Source organism: Lactobacillus mulieris, assembly GCF_007095465.1.
In the GTDB taxonomy this organism is placed as follows: Bacteria; Bacillota; Bacilli; order Lactobacillales; family Lactobacillaceae; genus Lactobacillus; species Lactobacillus mulieris.
On record NZ_SDGL01000013.1, the window covers coordinates 23,404 to 40,388 of the forward strand.

The 16,985-nt window shown below is 33.6% G+C and carries 15 protein-coding genes, 4 tRNA genes, 1 rRNA gene, 1 riboswitch and 1 other annotated feature; of the genes, 5 read left to right on the forward strand and 15 right to left on the reverse strand.

Going from position 1 to position 16,985, the window contains the following annotated elements:
• The first annotated feature begins 157 nt into the window (after positions 1-157).
• Both ETI37_RS06415 and ETI37_RS06420 read left to right on the forward strand, forming a co-directional pair.
• A complete protein-coding gene (locus ETI37_RS06415; protein ID WP_006587132.1) occupies positions 158-835 on the forward strand; it encodes an amino acid ABC transporter permease in 678 nt (225 codons plus the stop codon).
• Positions 835-1,569: an amino acid ABC transporter ATP-binding protein gene (locus ETI37_RS06420; protein WP_034530317.1), complete on the forward strand. Its 735-nt coding sequence runs from the start codon at positions 835-837 to the stop codon at positions 1,567-1,569. Before ETI37_RS06415 ends, ETI37_RS06420 begins: the two co-directional genes overlap by 1 nt.
• A gap of 41 nt (positions 1,570-1,610) precedes the next feature.
• Here ETI37_RS06420 and ETI37_RS06425 read toward each other — a convergent pair whose 3' ends face one another.
• The 5 genes from ETI37_RS06425 to ETI37_RS06445 all read right to left on the reverse strand — a co-directional run bounded on the left by ETI37_RS06425 (position 1,611) and on the right by ETI37_RS06445 (position 4,707).
• Complete coding sequence (locus ETI37_RS06425) at positions 1,611-2,243, reverse strand: DUF421 domain-containing protein (protein WP_006587134.1); 633 nt, start codon at positions 2,241-2,243, stop codon at positions 1,611-1,613.
• Between the two features lie 9 nt (positions 2,244-2,252).
• Positions 2,253-2,696 carry a DUF3290 domain-containing protein gene (locus tag ETI37_RS06430; RefSeq protein WP_006587135.1) on the reverse strand — a complete coding sequence of 148 codons (444 nt, stop codon included), beginning with the start codon at positions 2,694-2,696 and terminating at the stop codon, positions 2,253-2,255.
• A gap of 60 nt (positions 2,697-2,756) precedes the next feature.
• Positions 2,757-3,278, reverse strand: coding sequence for a GNAT family N-acetyltransferase (locus tag ETI37_RS06435; protein ID WP_006587136.1), 522 nt, complete (start codon positions 3,276-3,278; stop codon positions 2,757-2,759).
• Positions 3,279-3,383: 105 nt separating this feature from the next.
• Positions 3,384-3,941 carry a TetR/AcrR family transcriptional regulator gene (locus tag ETI37_RS06440; protein WP_006587137.1) on the reverse strand — a complete coding sequence of 186 codons (558 nt, stop codon included), beginning with the start codon at positions 3,939-3,941 and terminating at the stop codon, positions 3,384-3,386.
• Positions 3,942-4,038: 97 nt separating this feature from the next.
• Positions 4,039-4,707 (reverse strand): hypothetical protein, encoded by a 669-nt coding sequence (locus ETI37_RS06445; RefSeq protein WP_022091283.1) that lies wholly within the window; start codon positions 4,705-4,707, stop codon positions 4,039-4,041.
• A gap of 216 nt (positions 4,708-4,923) precedes the next feature.
• Here ETI37_RS06445 and ETI37_RS06450 point away from each other — a divergent pair, with 216 nt between their 5' ends.
• Both ETI37_RS06450 and ETI37_RS06455 read left to right on the forward strand, forming a co-directional pair.
• Positions 4,924-6,279: an amidohydrolase family protein gene (locus tag ETI37_RS06450; protein WP_006587139.1), complete on the forward strand. Its 1,356-nt coding sequence runs from the start codon at positions 4,924-4,926 to the stop codon at positions 6,277-6,279.
• Positions 6,280-6,289: 10 nt separating this feature from the next.
• Positions 6,290-7,612 (forward strand): uracil-xanthine permease family protein, encoded by a 1,323-nt coding sequence (locus ETI37_RS06455; RefSeq protein ID WP_006587140.1) that lies wholly within the window; start codon positions 6,290-6,292, stop codon positions 7,610-7,612.
• Between the two features lie 56 nt (positions 7,613-7,668).
• On the opposite strand, the gene ETI37_RS06460 is transcribed toward ETI37_RS06455, so the two are convergent.
• The 3 genes from ETI37_RS06460 to leuS all read right to left on the reverse strand — a co-directional run bounded on the left by ETI37_RS06460 (position 7,669) and on the right by leuS (position 12,736).
• Positions 7,669-8,529 carry an alpha/beta hydrolase gene (locus ETI37_RS06460; RefSeq protein ID WP_006587497.1) on the reverse strand — a complete coding sequence of 287 codons (861 nt, stop codon included), beginning with the start codon at positions 8,527-8,529 and terminating at the stop codon, positions 7,669-7,671.
• 55 nt (positions 8,530-8,584) lie between these two features.
• A complete protein-coding gene (locus ETI37_RS06465) occupies positions 8,585-10,231 on the reverse strand; it encodes a putative polysaccharide biosynthesis protein (RefSeq protein WP_034535771.1) in 1,647 nt (548 codons plus the stop codon).
• A gap of 90 nt (positions 10,232-10,321) precedes the next feature.
• The gene (gene leuS / locus ETI37_RS06470) at positions 10,322-12,736 is read right to left on the reverse strand and encodes a leucine--tRNA ligase (RefSeq protein WP_006587143.1); all 2,415 of its coding nucleotides are present in this window, start codon (positions 12,734-12,736) and stop codon (positions 10,322-10,324) included.
• 35 nt (positions 12,737-12,771) lie between these two features.
• Positions 12,772-12,955 (reverse strand) — a binding site (T-box leader).
• A gap of 64 nt (positions 12,956-13,019) precedes the next feature.
• Between leuS and ETI37_RS06475 the strand changes: the two genes are divergently transcribed.
• Entirely contained in the window at positions 13,020-13,670 is a 651-nt protein-coding gene (locus ETI37_RS06475; RefSeq protein WP_022091285.1) for a phosphatase PAP2 family protein, read from the forward strand.
• Positions 13,671-13,691: 21 nt separating this feature from the next.
• Here ETI37_RS06475 and ETI37_RS06480 read toward each other — a convergent pair whose 3' ends face one another.
• The 7 genes from ETI37_RS06480 to rrf form a co-directional block, all read right to left on the reverse strand.
• The gene (locus ETI37_RS06480) at positions 13,692-15,137 is read right to left on the reverse strand and encodes an MDR family MFS transporter (protein ID WP_006587145.1); all 1,446 of its coding nucleotides are present in this window, start codon (positions 15,135-15,137) and stop codon (positions 13,692-13,694) included.
• Between the two features lie 12 nt (positions 15,138-15,149).
• On the reverse strand, positions 15,150-16,343 hold the full coding sequence (gene metK, locus ETI37_RS06485; RefSeq protein WP_006587146.1) for a methionine adenosyltransferase: 1,194 nt from the start codon (positions 16,341-16,343) through the stop codon (positions 15,150-15,152).
• Positions 16,341-16,419: riboswitch (SMK box riboswitch) on the reverse strand. Its footprint overlaps the gene before it by 3 nt.
• Before the next feature lie 72 nt (positions 16,420-16,491).
• Positions 16,492-16,564, reverse strand: a tRNA-Val gene (locus ETI37_RS06490).
• 5 nt (positions 16,565-16,569) lie between these two features.
• Positions 16,570-16,641 (reverse strand) — tRNA-Glu (locus ETI37_RS06495).
• Positions 16,642-16,727: 86 nt separating this feature from the next.
• Positions 16,728-16,818, reverse strand: a tRNA-Ser gene (locus ETI37_RS06500).
• A gap of 4 nt (positions 16,819-16,822) precedes the next feature.
• A tRNA-Asn gene (locus tag ETI37_RS06505) sits at positions 16,823-16,895 on the reverse strand.
• 13 nt (positions 16,896-16,908) lie between these two features.
• Positions 16,909-16,985: ribosomal RNA gene (gene rrf, locus ETI37_RS08015) — 5S ribosomal RNA — on the reverse strand; the annotation flags it as partial.

Below are 16,985 nucleotides of genomic sequence, written 5' to 3' on the forward strand. Positions count from 1 at the left end.
TCGTTAATTTATTTTTATTATTTATATTTTTACTTTAAATTTACTAGCATTATATTTGACTTACTTTTAGTAAGATGATAGATTGTTAAAAGAGTTTCTAACAAAAAGTAATTGAATTTTATTTAAATACAAAAATAATATATAGAAAGGATTAATCATGTGGGAAATTATTAAAACAAGTGTCCCAGAAATATTAATCGCTGGATTAAAATATACAATTCCAATTGCAATTATTTCTTTTATATTAGGAATCATAATTGCATCTATCACCGCTTTAATTCGAATGTCTACTCCAAAAGGTAATCCATTAAAGAAAAGTCTTTGGCAACTTCTAAAAGGCTTTTTTACTTTTTACGTTTGGATATTTCGCTCTACTCCATTATTAGTTCAACTATTTATAGTCTTTTATGGCCTACCTAGTATTGGCATTCAATTGGGAGCCTGGACTGCCGGTATATTAACCTTCTCTTTGAACACTGGGGCATATGCTTCTGAAACAATTCGTGCTTCTATTTCATCAGTTCCTCAAGACCAGTGGGAAGCAGCTTATTCTATTGGCTTAACATATCGAAAAGTTTTAAGTAGAGTTATCTTCCCTCAAGCCGTAAGAATTGCAATCCCACCTTTATCCAATTCATTTATTGGCTTAGTAAAAGATACATCTTTAGCTAGCTCTATTACCTTAGTAGAAATGTTTATGGTCAGCCAAGAAATTGCTTCTCATAACTACCAACCAATGATTATGTATTCAATTGTTGCCATTATTTATGCAATTTTCTGTTCTTTACTTTCTTTATTGCAGCTATATCTTGAAAGACGCTTTGAGGTGAAATGATGCTTAAACTTACCAACATAAATAAAAGTTATGAAAATAACAAAATTTTAGACAATATCAATGTTGTTTTTCCAAAAAATAAGACTACTGTTATTTTAGGCCCCAGTGGTGCCGGGAAATCCACACTTCTTCGCTCTATAAACTTATTAGACCAACCTGAAAATGGCACAATTGAATTAGATGATATAAAAGTAAACTATAATGAAAATTTATCAAATAATGAAATCTTACAACTTCGTCGAAAAAGTGCCATGGTTTTCCAAAGTTGGAGTCTATTTCCTCACATGACTATTCTAGAAAATATAATTGAGGGACCTACTCAAGCCAAAAATGAAAATAAAGATCAAGCAATCCAAGAAGGTAAAAAATTACTAGCCGAAGTCGGATTAGAAGGTTATGAAAATCGTTATCCATCAGAATTATCCGGTGGACAGCAACAGCGCGTATCAATCGCTCGCGCTTTAGCATTAAAACCTAGTTATATCCTATTTGATGAACCTACAAGCGCACTGGATCCAGAACTTGAAGCTCAAATTTTACACTTAATGCAAAAATTAGCCCTAGAAGGCAAATCAATGATCGTTGTAACTCATAATATGGATTTTGCTCGCAAAGTAGCTGATAAAGTGATTTTTTTAGAAAAAGGTCACGTCATTTTTGATGGAGAATGCAAGGACTTTTTCAACAATAATAACCAGAGAATACAAGATTTTTTAAATGCTATGAAATTTTAAATATGCAAAAAGGTCAACCTTTATTTTAAAGGTTGACCCTTTTATTTAGGGTAGCCTACTATACGTAAACGCCCTCGAATATATTCAGCTAAATAAACATCCACTGCATTATTAATTCCTTTTTGTTTCAACTGCTCATTTAGCCATTTTTCATCTTTATGAATTAAGTCCAAAACATCATGATTTACTTGCCCATCATTAATTACTGGGAATTTAACATTACTTTCGTTATTTTCAATAACCACAAATTGTCCATTGGCATCAACAAAAGCGCTTTTCACTTGGCTAGTGTCATTAATTCCATTAGCTCGTAAGCGCATCATGATTTCATTTGCAGTTATACCATTTTTGACACATGTTTTTACTTGAATTTGTCCATTTTTGATAATGTTAAACGGTTGCCCATCTATTAAAATTCGCGCTAAACGTAAACGAGCCTTCAAAACATAAATAACAAAAACAATTAAAGTCCAAATCAATAAAATAATTACAAATTGAATTACAGTTATTGATTCGTTATAAATAATCCCACCGATAATTCCACCAAGAACAAAATTCTGAATTTGATCAATTGGAGATGAAGGTGCTAAATTTTTCTTGCCAAATAAATTAATTTGCAAAATCAGGCAAAGCATACCGATTGCAAATTTCAAAGTAACTGTAGTATAGTCCATCTTATCCTCCTAATCATGATATTTTACTTGCTTGGAAACTAAATGAGTTCTAACCAAACTATAACTTGCTGCATCAGAAGATAATGTTACACGATAAAAACGATCTTGGATCTTAACAATAATTCCATCAGCAAGTTGTGAAGAATTAACATATACGTTCTTAGTTTTAACGTTATTTTCTCTAGCAACCGATTTAATAAATGGAGCCATTTGTGAGGTCTTATTACCTTGTTGCCTAGACTGATTATAATTTTCAACTTGCCGAAAAACCTGAATAGAAATAAATAAGCCAAAAATAATTGCAAAATCGCGATATTTTATATCGTAGTTATGCCGAAAATAAAAAATGACTGCCCAAATAAGGAGGATAATTGAAACAACAATTGATCCCATAATCAAGGTCGAATTAAAACTTTCTTGGTTTTGAATATAATCAAGCGAATAAAAATCCATTTTCTTTTCTCCTTTGCATAGCCTTATTATAACAAATAAAAAAATCGCTCAAACGAGCGACTATAAATCTTTTTTTAATACTTTAACAGTTTGCGCATAGTGTCCTAAAGGGAAAGCATTATTACTAACGGCAACAAAATTATTTTCTTTAAAGAAATTCAATGCTACTTTATTTCCTTCCCAAACTTCTAACCAGACTGTTTGTTTTTCAAGTTTTTGAGCCAAATTTAGTACAAAGTCCATTGCTTTTTGACCTAAGCATTGCTTTTGATATTTAGGCAATAAATATAATCTTTGAAGTTCAAAATCGTGAAGGTACTTTTCATTAGTTACTGATTTATCCCAGTTCACCTTGAAATATCCTGCTTTTTCGCCATCAACTTCAATAAAGTAAAATCTTGAACTTTCAGATGAAAGCTCCTTCCTCAAAATAGCAGGATTATAAGCTAAATCAAGGTACGCCTCTATTTCTCCTTTATCATAATATGGAGAAAAAGTGGCCTTAAAGGCATCACATGATAAATTTACTAAATAATGTAACGCTCGTTCACTTTTTTCAACAGGGATAATCTCAAAATTCATTTAAATAACCTTCAATGCTGCTTATCTTAACTAATTTATTAGTATATGATATAAGACTCTGTATTAAATCTCAACACAAGCTTAACTAATTCAAAATATTTTAAATTAATTACGATGATTTTCTTCAAAAATTGCACCTGGTAACAACCCTAAATGAATAATAATATCAGCCATTTCTTCTGGACTTTCTTTTTTGCCATTCATTAGCCAATATTGAGTTACTCCAAATAAGCCATTAGCAAAAATCAACGCTGCATAATTCAATTTAGTCTTATCCTTAATTTTTAAAGACAATAACTTTTGCGCCTCTTGATACATTCCCTCTTTAAAAAGGTTTTGAATTTCAAGAGAACCATTATATGAAAGAAGTCCTTTTAATAATAAGTCTTGATTACCAATATGTCTAAAGTAAGTTGTAATATAATTTTTATCTAAAAACTTATAGTGGGCCTGTAATTTTGAAAGTTCATCAAAAATTTGATTTTCGTATTCTTCAATTAATTCAATCTTATCTTGATAATGACTATAAAAGGTTTTTCTAGTCGTATGTGCCTGTTGAGCTAGATCAATCACAGTAATTTCATCAAAGCTTTTTTCATCAAGTAATTCCCCCATTGCCCGATAAAGTTTTTGCTTTGTTTTTACTACTCTCGCATCCGTCATAAAAAATCCTCCAGTCCCACCTTGAACTAAACAATAGTCCTATTATTTTTTATAGATATTTTACTATTATTAAATGCAAAATAAAATTGGACATTCATTAATTAGTGCTATTTACGTTAACATATTTAATTACGTGTTTTACTTCTGATTGGTTTTGAGGTCGATTAACGACAAATATAATCTGTCCTAATTTAGCTGAGCCAATTTCAATAAGAGATGACATATTGGATCCATCATAAAAATGCACATTCTTATTCTTATCTATTGAATAATACACTTCTCTATCGTCTACTTTAACTTTATAGACAGTTCCTTTATTCATAAAAGCTGAGATACCGTTACTACTTGAAACAAGATTAATATTAAATTGCTTGTTTTTAAGAGCATTATTCCAAAGTGCTAAATAATTAGGATTATGGATACTTTTACTTACAAAACTTACAACACATACACCAAATTGATAGCAATTAAGTTTTTTCAAATCAGTATTATTTTTATTAACTAAGGTATTTACATTATTGATCGTAACATTTTCTACATTATCATCTACATTAATTATTAAATGTTGATTTTTTACATTATCCTTTGCCGATGGAGCCACTTTTTTTGTGTTATTGCTAACCTTTGTCGTTTGTAAAGTCTTCGAATTTTCCGATGATATATCGTTAGTCTTAACAATATATACCGTTCCTATAACTAGAACAACTACTATCGCAAGTAATCCAATTATAAAAGTTTTATCTAGCTTAAATTTTGCTTTTTTCATTACTATTCCTCCACCAAAAGCCAAGTGTTTCAGTATATACCATTATACCGATTTATAGCAAGGAAATCTTTTGAGTAATCAAACTGAAAAGAAATTACAATATGATTCTTCCTCATTAATCACGTATATTATATTTACTTTAATTAAAAATGGTTTGTATTTAGTCCTAAATTAAATGTATAATACACCTATAAGTTATTAAAAAAAGGAGCAAATATGAACATAAACAAATATATACTAGCAAATATTTGCCATCCTCCCGAATATGGCAAAGTGGAGTTCACAAATCATGCATTAATTGGTTTAGATAGAAGTGGAATCATTCAGTTTTTACTTAAACCCACTGACGCAACCTATCAAGAAAAGCTTAAACAAGCAAAAAAGGAAGAAAGATTAATAGCTTTTGATGATAGTAAGTTGATATTACCAGGCTTTATAGATTTACACATCCATGCCCCACAATGGCCACAAGCTGGTGTGGCGCTTGATAGTCCTCTTTATGATTGGCTTGACAACTGTACTTTCCCTCTTGAGTCTAAATACTCAAATCCCGAATTTTCAAAAGAAGTTTATAACAACTTGGTTGATACTCTTTTAGCTCATGGGACAACTACTGCACTCTATTTTGCCTCAGCTAATAAAAATACAAGTCTTAGCTTAGCAAAAATTTGTGCAAAGAAAGGACAGCGAGCATTTGTCGGAAAAGTGGTAATGGATAATCCCGATCAAACACCTGACTATTATCGTGATGAAAGTAGTCAAGCTGCTTTGTTAGAAACAGAAGATTTTTGTAAAGAAGTTGAAAAACTAGCTCAAAATACCCTGCAAGGAATTTATCCTGTCATCACACCCCGCTTTATTCCTAGTTGTACTGATTCAACACTCAAAAATTTAGGAGAATTAGCCCAAACACATAACTACTACGTTCAATCTCATTGTAGTGAAAGCGATTGGGAAGACAGCTATGTTTTTAATCGGTTTGGAAAAAGTGATGCAGAAATGCTTAAAAGCTTTGGCTTATTAGGTCCAAGAAGTATTATGGCACACTGTGTAAAATTAGATACCACTGGAGCAAATATTTTCGCTGAAACAGGTACCTCAATTGCTCATTGTCCAATTTCTAACGCCTATTTTGCTAATAGTGTGTTACCTGTAGCAAAATTCCAACGGTTAGGAATAAATATCGGTTTAGGGTCCGACATTTCTGGAGGATTTAGTCCAAGTATTTATGACAACTTACGCCAAGCAGTCATTGTATCAAGATTGTTAGAAGATGGTGTCGACAGTTCCTTACCTAGTGAAAAACGTGGTAAAGCAAATAGTCGCATCACTCTCGCTAAAGCCTTTTGGCACGCAACAGTCGGAGGTGGTCAAGCTTTAAAACTAAAACTAGGATTATTTAAAAAGGACTATTCTTTTGATGCTCAAGTTATTGATTTATCAACCTTGCCAACTTATGGTGGCTTTGATAATCAAGATAGTTTATGGCAAAAAGCACTATATTTAACAAATTCACCATCAATTAAAGCAGTTTTTGTTCAAGGAAAAAAGGTATATCAAAATCAACTATAAGGAGTAAAAAATGGCAAACAAAAACGGTAATTTAACCATCGGTCCAGATCAAAATGTTCCAACCTCTCAAGCAATTATTTTAGGATTGCAGCACGTCCTAGCAATGGATGTTTATGTTCCTCCATTTATTATTGCGACTAGCTTAGCACTTTCTAGTAGCGATGCTTCTGGGTTAATTCAATCAACATTTTTAGGTGCAGGATTGGCAACACTTGTACAAGTGTTGTTCTTTATGAAACTTCCAGTATGTCAAGGTCCATCGTTTGTTCCAATTGGAGCTATAATTGGAATTTATCTAGGTACAAGTGGAAAAATGGGTAGCGTTCTAGGGGCATGTTTAGTAGGTGCTATTATTGTTACTCTTTTTGGTTTTTTAGGTGTTTACCAGTGGATAGTTAAAACTTTTATTCCTCCACTAGTCAGTGGAACAATCATTACAATTGTAGGACTTAGCTTAATTCCTTCCGCTTTAAAAGACAATATTTATACCGTGACAAAAAATGGTCCTTCTCTAAGTCAAAATATTACTTTAGCAATTATTACTGGTATTACCTTAATCTTCTGTTCCATGATTTCCGATTATTTACCAAAATGGGGTAAATTCTTCAGAATTGCTTCAGTTATTATCGCTTTATTTGTTGGTTGTGTTTTTGCTTCATTTATGGGCGTTTTAAATTTATCTTCAGTTAGTTCAGCACCATTATTTAGCATCCCTCATATTGCCTTTATTAATTATCATTTAAGTTTTTCTTGGTCCACAATTCTCACCATGTTAATCATTTATATGGTTCTTCTTGCAGAAACTACCGGGACTTGGTTTGCAGTAAGCTCAGTTATTGATGAACCACTTTCTGATAAGCAAATTAACCATGGAGTTATTGGTGAAGGTGTAGGTTGTATTTTAGCAGCACTTGGTGGTGCTACACCAGTTACTGGTTACTCTACAAATGCCGGTGTTATTTCAATTACTGGAGTAGCAAGTAGAAAAGTGTTCGTTTTTGCTGGTGTTTGGTTTGTTATTCTGTCTTTCATTGGAAAACTCTCCGCTTTAATCAATGCTATTCCAGCTGCTGTTATTGGTGGCGTATTTGCCATTGTAACTATCATTATTATGTTAAGTGGTTTTAGAGTTATTAAGAATTATGATTTTAACGAACGTGAAATGTATGTTGTTGGTATCCCACTTGTATTTGCTTTAGCACTAATTTTCTTACCTAGTTCAGCAACAACACATCTTCCTCAATTTTTAAAGTTCTTATTTGACTCCCCTGTAGCAATTGGTGCTATTATTGCAATTATTATGAATAAGGTTTTACCTGAAAAGAATGCTTAAAGGATGCGTAAAAGGGATGATGCGTAAAAACATCATCCCTTTTAGTATGCAATCAATTATTTATTCCATAAAAACTTAATCAACACCTGATCTACTTGTTTATTTTCATGAAGCTTACTATGTTGACCCATTTTCCCTAAAATTTCTTTTTCTGTATAGGATTTAACATGAGGTGCAATTAAATACTTGAGTGAGCGTGAAGATACATTTGATACTATACCATCAGAATTACTTCCATCATTTAAATTACCATAAATATTTAAAACTGATACCCCTTTAGGATATAGAGATCTCATCTTTAGCAATTCCTTGTAAATATTATTCATTTGTTCAGGCTTACCATCATGATTCAAGGTAGTATAAGAGGTTTTATCATAGGCAATAATCCCATTGAAATGGCCTGCTATATCTACCTGTTTTTCCAACTTAGGCAAACTTTTTCTTTTTCCATAATCCATCAACAAGTACATAATACTCATATTTCCCATTGAATGGCCTACTAAATTCATTTTCTTATAATGATATTGCTTTTGTACAGCCATAATCGCTGCATAAGCATACTTAGCATCTGTATGATAATTAGTATTTTCGTTATCCAAATATCCAACTTTTACAATTGGATTTTTTGCTTGCTTAGAAATAGCATTTTGAATATGAGCTACTCCATTTGAATCAACTATTACAGTCAAGACATCTTTAGTAACACCAGCTTTTTTAGCCGCATTTACCATCTGCTTTTCAGCATTAATGCTTGAACCCCAACCATGAAAAAAGAAAGTAACTACTCTTTTATCAGCTTGTTTAGCATTTGTAGCAGGTACGCTACTAGCGCTTTTTTCTGCTTTTTTTGTTGAAGAGCAAGCCGTCAAAGTTAAACAAGCTACTATACAGTAGAATATCTTTAGTATTTTCTTCATCATTAATTACTCTTTTCTATTAACTTACAAAAAAAGCCCGCACTTAGGCAGGCTTTTAGTGTTTAGGATTATAGTAATTGATATGTAATTTTCTTTCTAATTTGCTAATTTTAGGTCCTAAAATACTATGCGCTAATCCGCTAATTAAAGCTAAGAACGCATAAACTAGAATTCCAACTCCAACACAAATTCCAACCAGAATCATTGCAGTAACTCGGCGATCAGCCGGAATGAATCTTCCCAGAATAAACTGTAAAGCAAAAATTACTATAAACATTATTGCTGAAAAACTTACGATTCCAATAAAGCGACGCTTCGTTCTTTTAAAGTTGAAATGAAAGGCTACTTTTAAATGCTTCAATGAAAGCAAAATTGTAAACATAAAAGCTAAATCAGTCGCAAGTAATGGCCCATTAATCTGGAACAAGCGGATAAGTGGATATTGGATGATACATTTAATAATTAAGCCAACTACTAAATATTTTATGGCGAGTATGTTTTCTGATAATCCTTGTTGAACAGCCATCAAAACAGTAAATAGTCCTAAAATGATAGCTGTAAATGATGCAATGAATAACACGTTGCTACCCACAGGATCAAAACCATAAAAGATAGTATAAATTGGAGTACTAATAGCTGCCATCCCGAAAGCAGATGGAATCATAAAGAAAAAGAATAACTCTAATGTGTTTTCAATTTGTTTCCGAATATCCTGATAGTCTCTTCTTGCTCTAGCACCTGATAAAAGTGGTATTGCAGTAACTGCCATTGCTGTTGACAAAGAGACAATAATCATAATCAGCTTATTAGCATTTAGTCCAAACAAAGCATACATACTTTCAATTTGGTCAAAACTAGCATGTACAAAGCTAGCCATGATTGGATGGAATGTATATTGATCCACTAACTGAAAAATGTTAATTCCTGAATCAATAATAATAAAAGGAATAGATTGTTGTACTATTTCTAATAATAAGCTATTAGTCGAAACTTGAAGTTCATTATTAGAATTTTCAACCAAATCATCCATTTCTCTTTTTTGCTTTTGATAATAGTAAACCAAAAGTAAAATTCCAAACATCGCACCAATTGCCGCAGCTAAATTAGATTGGGTAACTGCTCGCAAATAATTTCCGTCTTGCATCTTCATAATGACATATGCAGTCATAAGCATCCATGCCACTCGAGCAAGCTGTTCAATAAACTGCGATAAAGCACTCGGCATCATATCATTAAACCCTTGAAAATACCCACGCATGATACTCATTAAAGGAATAATTAATATTGCATAAGATAAGCTTTTTAACACAGGAATTTGTCTTGGATCTTGTCCAGCTAATATTGGAGCCAGTCCAAACATTAAGCCCGCACAAACAATTCCAAAGCCAATCATTAAGAGCAAGCCACGATGAAATAATTTACGAGATACGCCATACTCATTTAAAGCATTATATTTGGCTATTTGCTTGGCAACTGCACCAGGAATACCTGCAGTTGAAACTATTATAAATAAACTATAAATATTATAGCTTTGTGCAGTTATGGCATTAGCTAAATTACCATCTTTCCCCATCCATGCATACCAAGGAATAATGTATAATGCACCTAAAATTCGTGAAAGAATCGAACCAGCTGTCATCCAAGCAGAGCCTTTTAAAAGTTGGGCCTGAGAATCTTTATTTTCTATATTTTTATTTTTCATACTTTTTCCCATTCAAGAATGTTATGTATTAATTCTACTATCTAAAAAATACAATCTAATAGAATTAGCTCTATTTAGGAAAAAATTAACCTATTTAGCCACAATATTAACAATCTTGTTTGGAATTACAATAACCTTCTTTACATCCTTACCTTCAAGGAATTTTTGAACATGGTGATCTGCCATAGCAGCTTTTTCAAGTTCATCTTTTGCTGCATCTTTTGCTGCTGAAAACTTACCACGTAACTTACCGTTAACTTGAACCATAATTTCAACTGTTGATTCAACTAATTTTTCTGGATCAAATTTTGGCCATTCAGCATAAGAGATACTTTCGTTGTGACCCAAAACTTGCCAAATTTCTTCCATCATATGAGGAGCAACAGGTGCAAGCAATTTTACAAAGCCTTCTGCATATTCCATAGGGATTGTTTTAGCCTTTTGTGCTTCATTTACAAAGACCATCATTTGTGAAATAGCAGTATTAAAGTGTAAGCTTTCGAAGTCTTCGGTAACTTTCTTAACAGTTTGGTTGTATATCTTGTCTAAACTGCCATCATTTTCTTCAACTACTTTATCGCTAACAATTGGATCTAAGTCTAAATCATTTACAAATAAACGCCATACCCGGTCTAAGAACTTTTTAGTTGAAGCTGGACCATTATCATCCCAATCAATTGAAGCATCTAATGGCCCCATAAACATTTCGTAAGTTCTAAGTGAATCAGCACCATATTCTTCAATTACTTCATCAGGGTTAACAACGTTACCCTTTGATTTGCTCATCTTATCATGATCTTTCAAGATTAAACCTTGATTGTATAGACGTTGGAATGGTTCTTTAGTTGGCACAACACCCAAATCATAAAGAACCTTGTGCCAAAATCTAGCGTATAACAAGTGACGCACAGCATGTTCTGCACCACCAATGTATAAGTCAACTGGTAACCACTTCTTAAATAATTCATAGTCACCTAACTTTTCATTGTTGTGTGGATCGACATAACGTAAGTAATACCATGAAGATCCAGCCCAATTAGGCATAGTATTAGTTTCGCGCTTACCTTTTCGACCATTTTCATCAACAACATTTACCCAATCAGTTAAGTTAGCAAGAGGACTTTCCGGAGTTCCACTTGGCTTGATATCAGTGGCATGTGGCAATACTAATGGTAACTCATCTTCAGGAACTAAAGTAGTTTCACCATCTTCCCAGTGAATTACTGGAATTGGTTCACCCCAGTATCTTTGACGACTGAAGTCCCAGTCACGAAGTTTGTAATTAACTTTAGCTTCACCTAAGTTATGTTCTTCAAGGTAGGCAATAATCTTCTTCTTAGCATCTTCAATATTCAAGCCATTTAAGATATCACTATTTACGTGTACACCATCATCGACAAAGGCTTCTTTATCCAAGTCGCCACCTTCAATAACACGTTTAATTGGTAAATCATGCTTTTTAGCAAATTCATAATCTCTTTGGTCATGAGCTGGAACTGCCATAACAGCACCAGTACCATAGCTTGCTAAAACATAATCCCCAATCCAAACTGGTACTTCTTCACCATTTACAGGGTTAATTGCAAATGCTCCGGTAAATACACCGGTCTTATCCTTGTTCAAATCAGTTCTTTCAAGATCTGACTTAGATTCAACTTCTTTGATATAAGCTTCAACAGCCGCTTTTTGTTCAGGAGTGGTAATTTCCTTAACAAGTGGATTTTCTGGAGCTAATACAGTGTAACAAACGCCATATAAAGTGTCTGGACGGGTAGTATATACTTCAAAGTTCTTATCGCTATCTTTAATCTTAAAACGAACTTGAGCTCCTTCAGACCGACCAATCCAGTTTCTTTGCATTTCCTTAACTGGTTCTGGCCAATCTAACTCATCTAAGTCTTCTAAAAGTCTATCAGCATAAGCTGTCATTTTAAGCATCCATTGGCGCATATTACGACGGTATACTGGATAACCACCACGTTCAGTTTTGCCATCAACGATTTCTTCGTTAGCTACAACTGTCCCTAAATCTGGAGACCAGTTAACTGGAACTTCTGCTTCATAAGCAAGTCCCATCTTATACATTTGTTCAAAAACCCATTGAGTCCACTTATAGTAATTAGGATCACTAGTCTTAACTTCACGGTCCCAATCATAAGAAAAGCCCAACATATTAAGTTGTTTCTTAAAGTTAGCAATATTTTCATCAGTTACAACTGCTGGGTCTTGTCCAGTCTTTAAAGCATATTGTTCAGTTGGCAACCCAAATGCATCCCACCCCATTGGGTGAAGCACGTTGTAGCCTTGTGCGCGCTTCATTCTTGAAACAATATCAGTTGCAGTATATCCTTCTGGGTGACCTACGTGAAGTCCTTTACCAGATGGAAATGGGAACATATCCAAGGCATAATAATTTTTCTTCTTTGGATCTGTGCCGGTTTTAAAAGTATTATGTTCTGCCCAATACTTTTGCCACTTCTTTTCAACTACTTTGTGGTTATACATAAATACCTCCTAAATAAAAAAGTCCTATGAAAAAATCATAGGACGAAACATCGCGGTACCACCTAAGTTCCATGAATAAACATGACACTCAATAGTATCTTAAAGCGATACCAAACTACGGGCTCGTAAAAAGGCGAGTTCAAAATCCTACTTAAAGTCTTTCACCAACCGACTTTTCTCTAAACAAGCAGTTAATTTTTACTACTCCTTACCCTTTATTATCTTATTGACAATAATTATAATTTACCACATAAGCTTAATTTTAACAAAGGTGAATATTGATATGAAAGAAAAAAATAATCTTATTCGTTTTAGCATCTTAACCCTCTTTTCTTGTGCTTTTTATGTATTTTGGGTATTCAGTGTTGCTTATCAAGCAAGTTTTATTAAAGGGTTCGACAAACTATTTATAAGTTTAATTGCTAATCAAAACAAAACTGAATTATTTATTTTGAAGCATTTAACAGTTCTAGCTAATACTCCTGTAGTCATTGGATACACCGTAGTCTTAGTAATATTTTTACTTTTTAAAAAGAAATATGCATTAGCAAGTTTTAGTACTTTTGTAATGGTAACTGCTAATGGAAATAATTGGCTATTAAAGCATATTGTCCAGCGTCCACGTCCAACAGTTCCACATTTAGTAAAGGCAACTGGTTATTCATTTCCTAGTGGACACTCAGCTGGAAGTATGTCAATCTGCCTAGTTTTGATAGTAGTTGTCATCGTGTTAATGAAAAAAGGTATATTGAAGCGATTATTATTAATCACTCTCCCAATACTTCCTTTCATTATTGGAATGAGTCGTATTTATGTCCACGTTCATTATCCAAGTGATGTAGTCGGTGGATTTATTGAAGCAATAACTTTCTTCTTGTTAGGATTATTAATATTTAGAACTAAAATTACTCAACAAAAAAAGGTGCGTGATTAATCAAATCACACACCTTTTTTGTTATTTCTCTCTATAAGTTTGATTAATTATTAATGCTAATATAATCACAATAAAACTCGTAATATAAACACTCTGCAAGCTGATATGTAAAACATTTCGCAAGTCTGGTATTAAATTACTTGCCAACTGATGTACCTTTTGTGAGTTAACCACCTTATTCATCATCGACATATTTAATTTGGGATATTGAGCCAACTTATTAGCCATTACACTATTAAAGACAATTCCATAAATTGAAACCATAATAGTTTGACCTAAATATTTCATAAGAGTATTAAAAGCAGTAGCCACTCCTATATTCTCTTTACCAACAATTACCTGACTTTTAACTTGGGTAGTTGTAGTAATTGCACCAAATGTTAGACCATGGAAAAAAGTAATAGTACAAAATACCCAAAATGGAGTATATCTTGGTATTATTATCAAACTTAAATTTGCTATAAGTAAAAGTACTATTGAATATGCAATTAACTTTTTAGAACCTAATTTGGTCATTAAATTACCTACAACAAATGAGCCAACCACCCACATAAGCGCACTAGGTGTTACTGCAAAACCTGCAATAGATGCTGATAATCCATTTATACCTTGCATCCACGTTGGTAAATAAAACTCTAAGCCTATTACTACTCCCATAATAAGTAAAGTGATTGCATTTTGAGCAACAAACTCTTTATTTCTAAACATTTCAAGTGGCATAAGTGGATCGGCTGCCTTTTGCTCAGCTTTCTTAAAAAGTACCAAAGATGCACAACTTAAAACTATTAAAATCCCTAAGATTAAGATTGAATACTTTTCACTTAGCCCTTGTAAAAAGAGCATAAATGCTAATAAAAAGCTAACTAAAAAAATTGTCCCTTGAAGATCCAATTTTCCTTCTTTAGGAGTAATTTCTTCTTTAAAGAAGAAGCTAATTAATAAAAATGCCAAAATTCCAAAAGGTAAATTAATATAAAATACCCAATGCCAAGTAAGATGTTGAACAATAAATCCTCCAAGTAGTGGGGCAATTACTGATGCTAATCCCCAAAAACTTGAATTTAGACCTATCATTTTGGCACGTTTATTTAGGGGATACATGTCAGCAAGCATTGTAATTGCAACTGGCTGAATCGCACCAGAACCTAACCCTTGAACAACTCTAAAAATAATCAATTGGAGCATATTTTGTGAAAGCCCACATAAACAAGAGCCAAGTACAAAAACAAAAATTCCAAATAAAAATACTGGTTTTCTTCCAAAACGGTCAGCCATTTTACCATATAATGGAGTTGAAATTGCAGTCATTAACAAAAAGGTTGAAACAACCCAGTTCATAATTTCTAGTCCATCTAAATCAGAAACAATGGTTGGCATAGCAGTTGAAACAATAGTCCCCTCAACTGCACTCATAAAAGTAGTCAAAAAGATAGCAAAAGTGACAATCGCAATTCTTCTTTTTCCCATTTATTTGACCTTCTAATTTTCTTTAATAAAGTCTAAAAGAGCTTGGGTTTTATCGGTTCTTTCCCAAGGTAAATCAATATCAGTTCTGCCGAAATGTCCATAAGCAGCAGTTTGACGGTAAATCGGGCGTCTTAAATTAAGCATTTCAATAATTCCTGCAGGTCTTAAATCGAATACTGCCCTAACAGCCTTTACTAAAACATCATTTGCTACTTTACCAGTTCCTTCTGTATCAATTCGAACAGAAACAGGGTGGGCTACTCCGATGGCATAAGCTAATTGAACTTCACATTTTTTGGCAAGTCCAGCCGCCACAATGTTTTTGGCAACATATCTAGCTGCGTAACTAGCACTACGATCCACTTTAGTCGCATCTTTACCAGAAAAAGCACCACCACCATGACGTGCATATCCACCATATGTATCAACAATTATCTTTCTACCAGTTAAACCAGAATCTCCCTTAGGACCTCCAATAACAAATCGGCCAGATGGATTAATTAAATATCTTGTATCGCTATCAAGTAACTTTTCAGGAATAACTACTTTAATTACATCTTCAATCATTGCACGCTTAATTTCTTCATTTGAAACTTCAGCATCAGTTTGAGTAGAAATAACAACAGTATCTACTCGCTTAGGTTGATCATTTTCGTCATATTCAACAGTAACTTGAGCTTTACTATCTGGTCTAAGCCAGTCAAGAATATGATTTTTTCTAAGTTCCGCAACCTTTCTCATTAATCGGTGAGCTAAAGAAATTGGCAATGGCATCAATTCAGGTGTCTCATCAATTGCGTAACCAAACATTAGCCCCTGATCACCTGCGCCAATTTTATCCAAGATATCAGAATCTTTGCTATCTCTAGTTTCAATAGAATGATCGACCCCTTCAGCAATATCTGGGGATTGTTCATCAATATCAACCATAACAGCACAATTATTACCATCAAATCCAAGACTTGGATCATTGTAACCAATATCTAAAATTGTTTGGCGTACAACACTCTGAATATCAACATATGCAGAAGTGGAGATTTCACCAAAAACAAAAACCATACCAGTAGTTACAATAGTTTCACAAGCAACACGACCATTTGGATCTTCTTTTAAAATGGCATCTAAAACAGCATCAGAAATTTGATCAGCAATTTTATCTGGATGTCCTTCTGAAACTGACTCTGAAGTAAATAAACGTTTTTCCATAATGTCCCCCTATAGACAAGCTATTCGGTTACAAGGCATCTTCGTATAACGAATCCTATCAGGACTTGAACCGATCTGATAAATTTAACAATTTGTTCCTAAGGTATAAAAAAAGAACCACCTAAATGGTGGTTCTCTTTAGGAACTATGGAGGATACAGGGCTCGAACCTGTGACCTCCTGCTTGTAAGGCAGATGCTCTCCCAGCTGAGCTAATCCTCCATAAATGACCCGTACGAGATTTGAACTCATGTTACCGCCGTGAAAGGGCGGTGTCTTAACCACTTGACCAACGGGCCAGATCTCTCGAGCACGAATATTAATATACCAAATTTATTGATAATTGACAAGTCTTTTTTTAAAACTTTATTCGCTTTCAAGTTAACGGAGTGTGAGGGATTTGAACCCTCGATACAGGTTAAAGCCCGTATACATGATTTCCAATCATGCTCCTTCAGCCACTCGGACAACACTCCATTACTCCGGTTGCCAGATTCGAACTGACGACATCTTGATTAACAGTCAAGCGCTCTACCAACTGAGCTAAACCGGATTATTAAAAAAGAGCGCGGCGGCTACCTACCCTCGCAGGCAGTTTCCCACCAACTACTCTCGGCGTGAAGAAGCTTAACTTCTGTGTTCG

Coding starts and splice junctions, on each gene's coding strand:
- ETI37_RS06415 (WP_006587132.1), top strand. CDS start 158: ATGTGGGAAATTATTAAAACAAGTGTCCCAGAAATATTAATCGCTGGA.
- ETI37_RS06420 (WP_034530317.1), top strand. CDS start 835: ATGCTTAAACTTACCAACATAAATAAAAGTTATGAAAATAACAAAATT.
- ETI37_RS06425 (WP_006587134.1), bottom strand. CDS start 2,243: ATGGACTATACTACAGTTACTTTGAAATTTGCAATCGGTATGCTTTGC.
- ETI37_RS06430 (WP_006587135.1), bottom strand. CDS start 2,696: ATGGATTTTTATTCGCTTGATTATATTCAAAACCAAGAAAGTTTTAAT.
- ETI37_RS06435 (WP_006587136.1), bottom strand. CDS start 3,278: ATGAATTTTGAGATTATCCCTGTTGAAAAAAGTGAACGAGCGTTACAT.
- ETI37_RS06440 (WP_006587137.1), bottom strand. CDS start 3,941: ATGACGGATGCGAGAGTAGTAAAAACAAAGCAAAAACTTTATCGGGCA.
- ETI37_RS06445 (WP_022091283.1), bottom strand. CDS start 4,707: ATGAAAAAAGCAAAATTTAAGCTAGATAAAACTTTTATAATTGGATTA.
- ETI37_RS06450 (WP_006587139.1), top strand. CDS start 4,924: ATGAACATAAACAAATATATACTAGCAAATATTTGCCATCCTCCCGAA.
- ETI37_RS06455 (WP_006587140.1), top strand. CDS start 6,290: ATGGCAAACAAAAACGGTAATTTAACCATCGGTCCAGATCAAAATGTT.
- ETI37_RS06460 (WP_006587497.1), bottom strand. CDS start 8,529: ATGAAGAAAATACTAAAGATATTCTACTGTATAGTAGCTTGTTTAACT.
- ETI37_RS06465 (WP_034535771.1), bottom strand. CDS start 10,231: ATGAAAAATAAAAATATAGAAAATAAAGATTCTCAGGCCCAACTTTTA.
- leuS (WP_006587143.1), bottom strand. CDS start 12,736: ATGTATAACCACAAAGTAGTTGAAAAGAAGTGGCAAAAGTATTGGGCA.
- ETI37_RS06475 (WP_022091285.1), top strand. CDS start 13,020: ATGAAAGAAAAAAATAATCTTATTCGTTTTAGCATCTTAACCCTCTTT.
- ETI37_RS06480 (WP_006587145.1), bottom strand. CDS start 15,137: ATGGGAAAAAGAAGAATTGCGATTGTCACTTTTGCTATCTTTTTGACT.
- metK (WP_006587146.1), bottom strand. CDS start 16,343: ATGGAAAAACGTTTATTTACTTCAGAGTCAGTTTCAGAAGGACATCCA.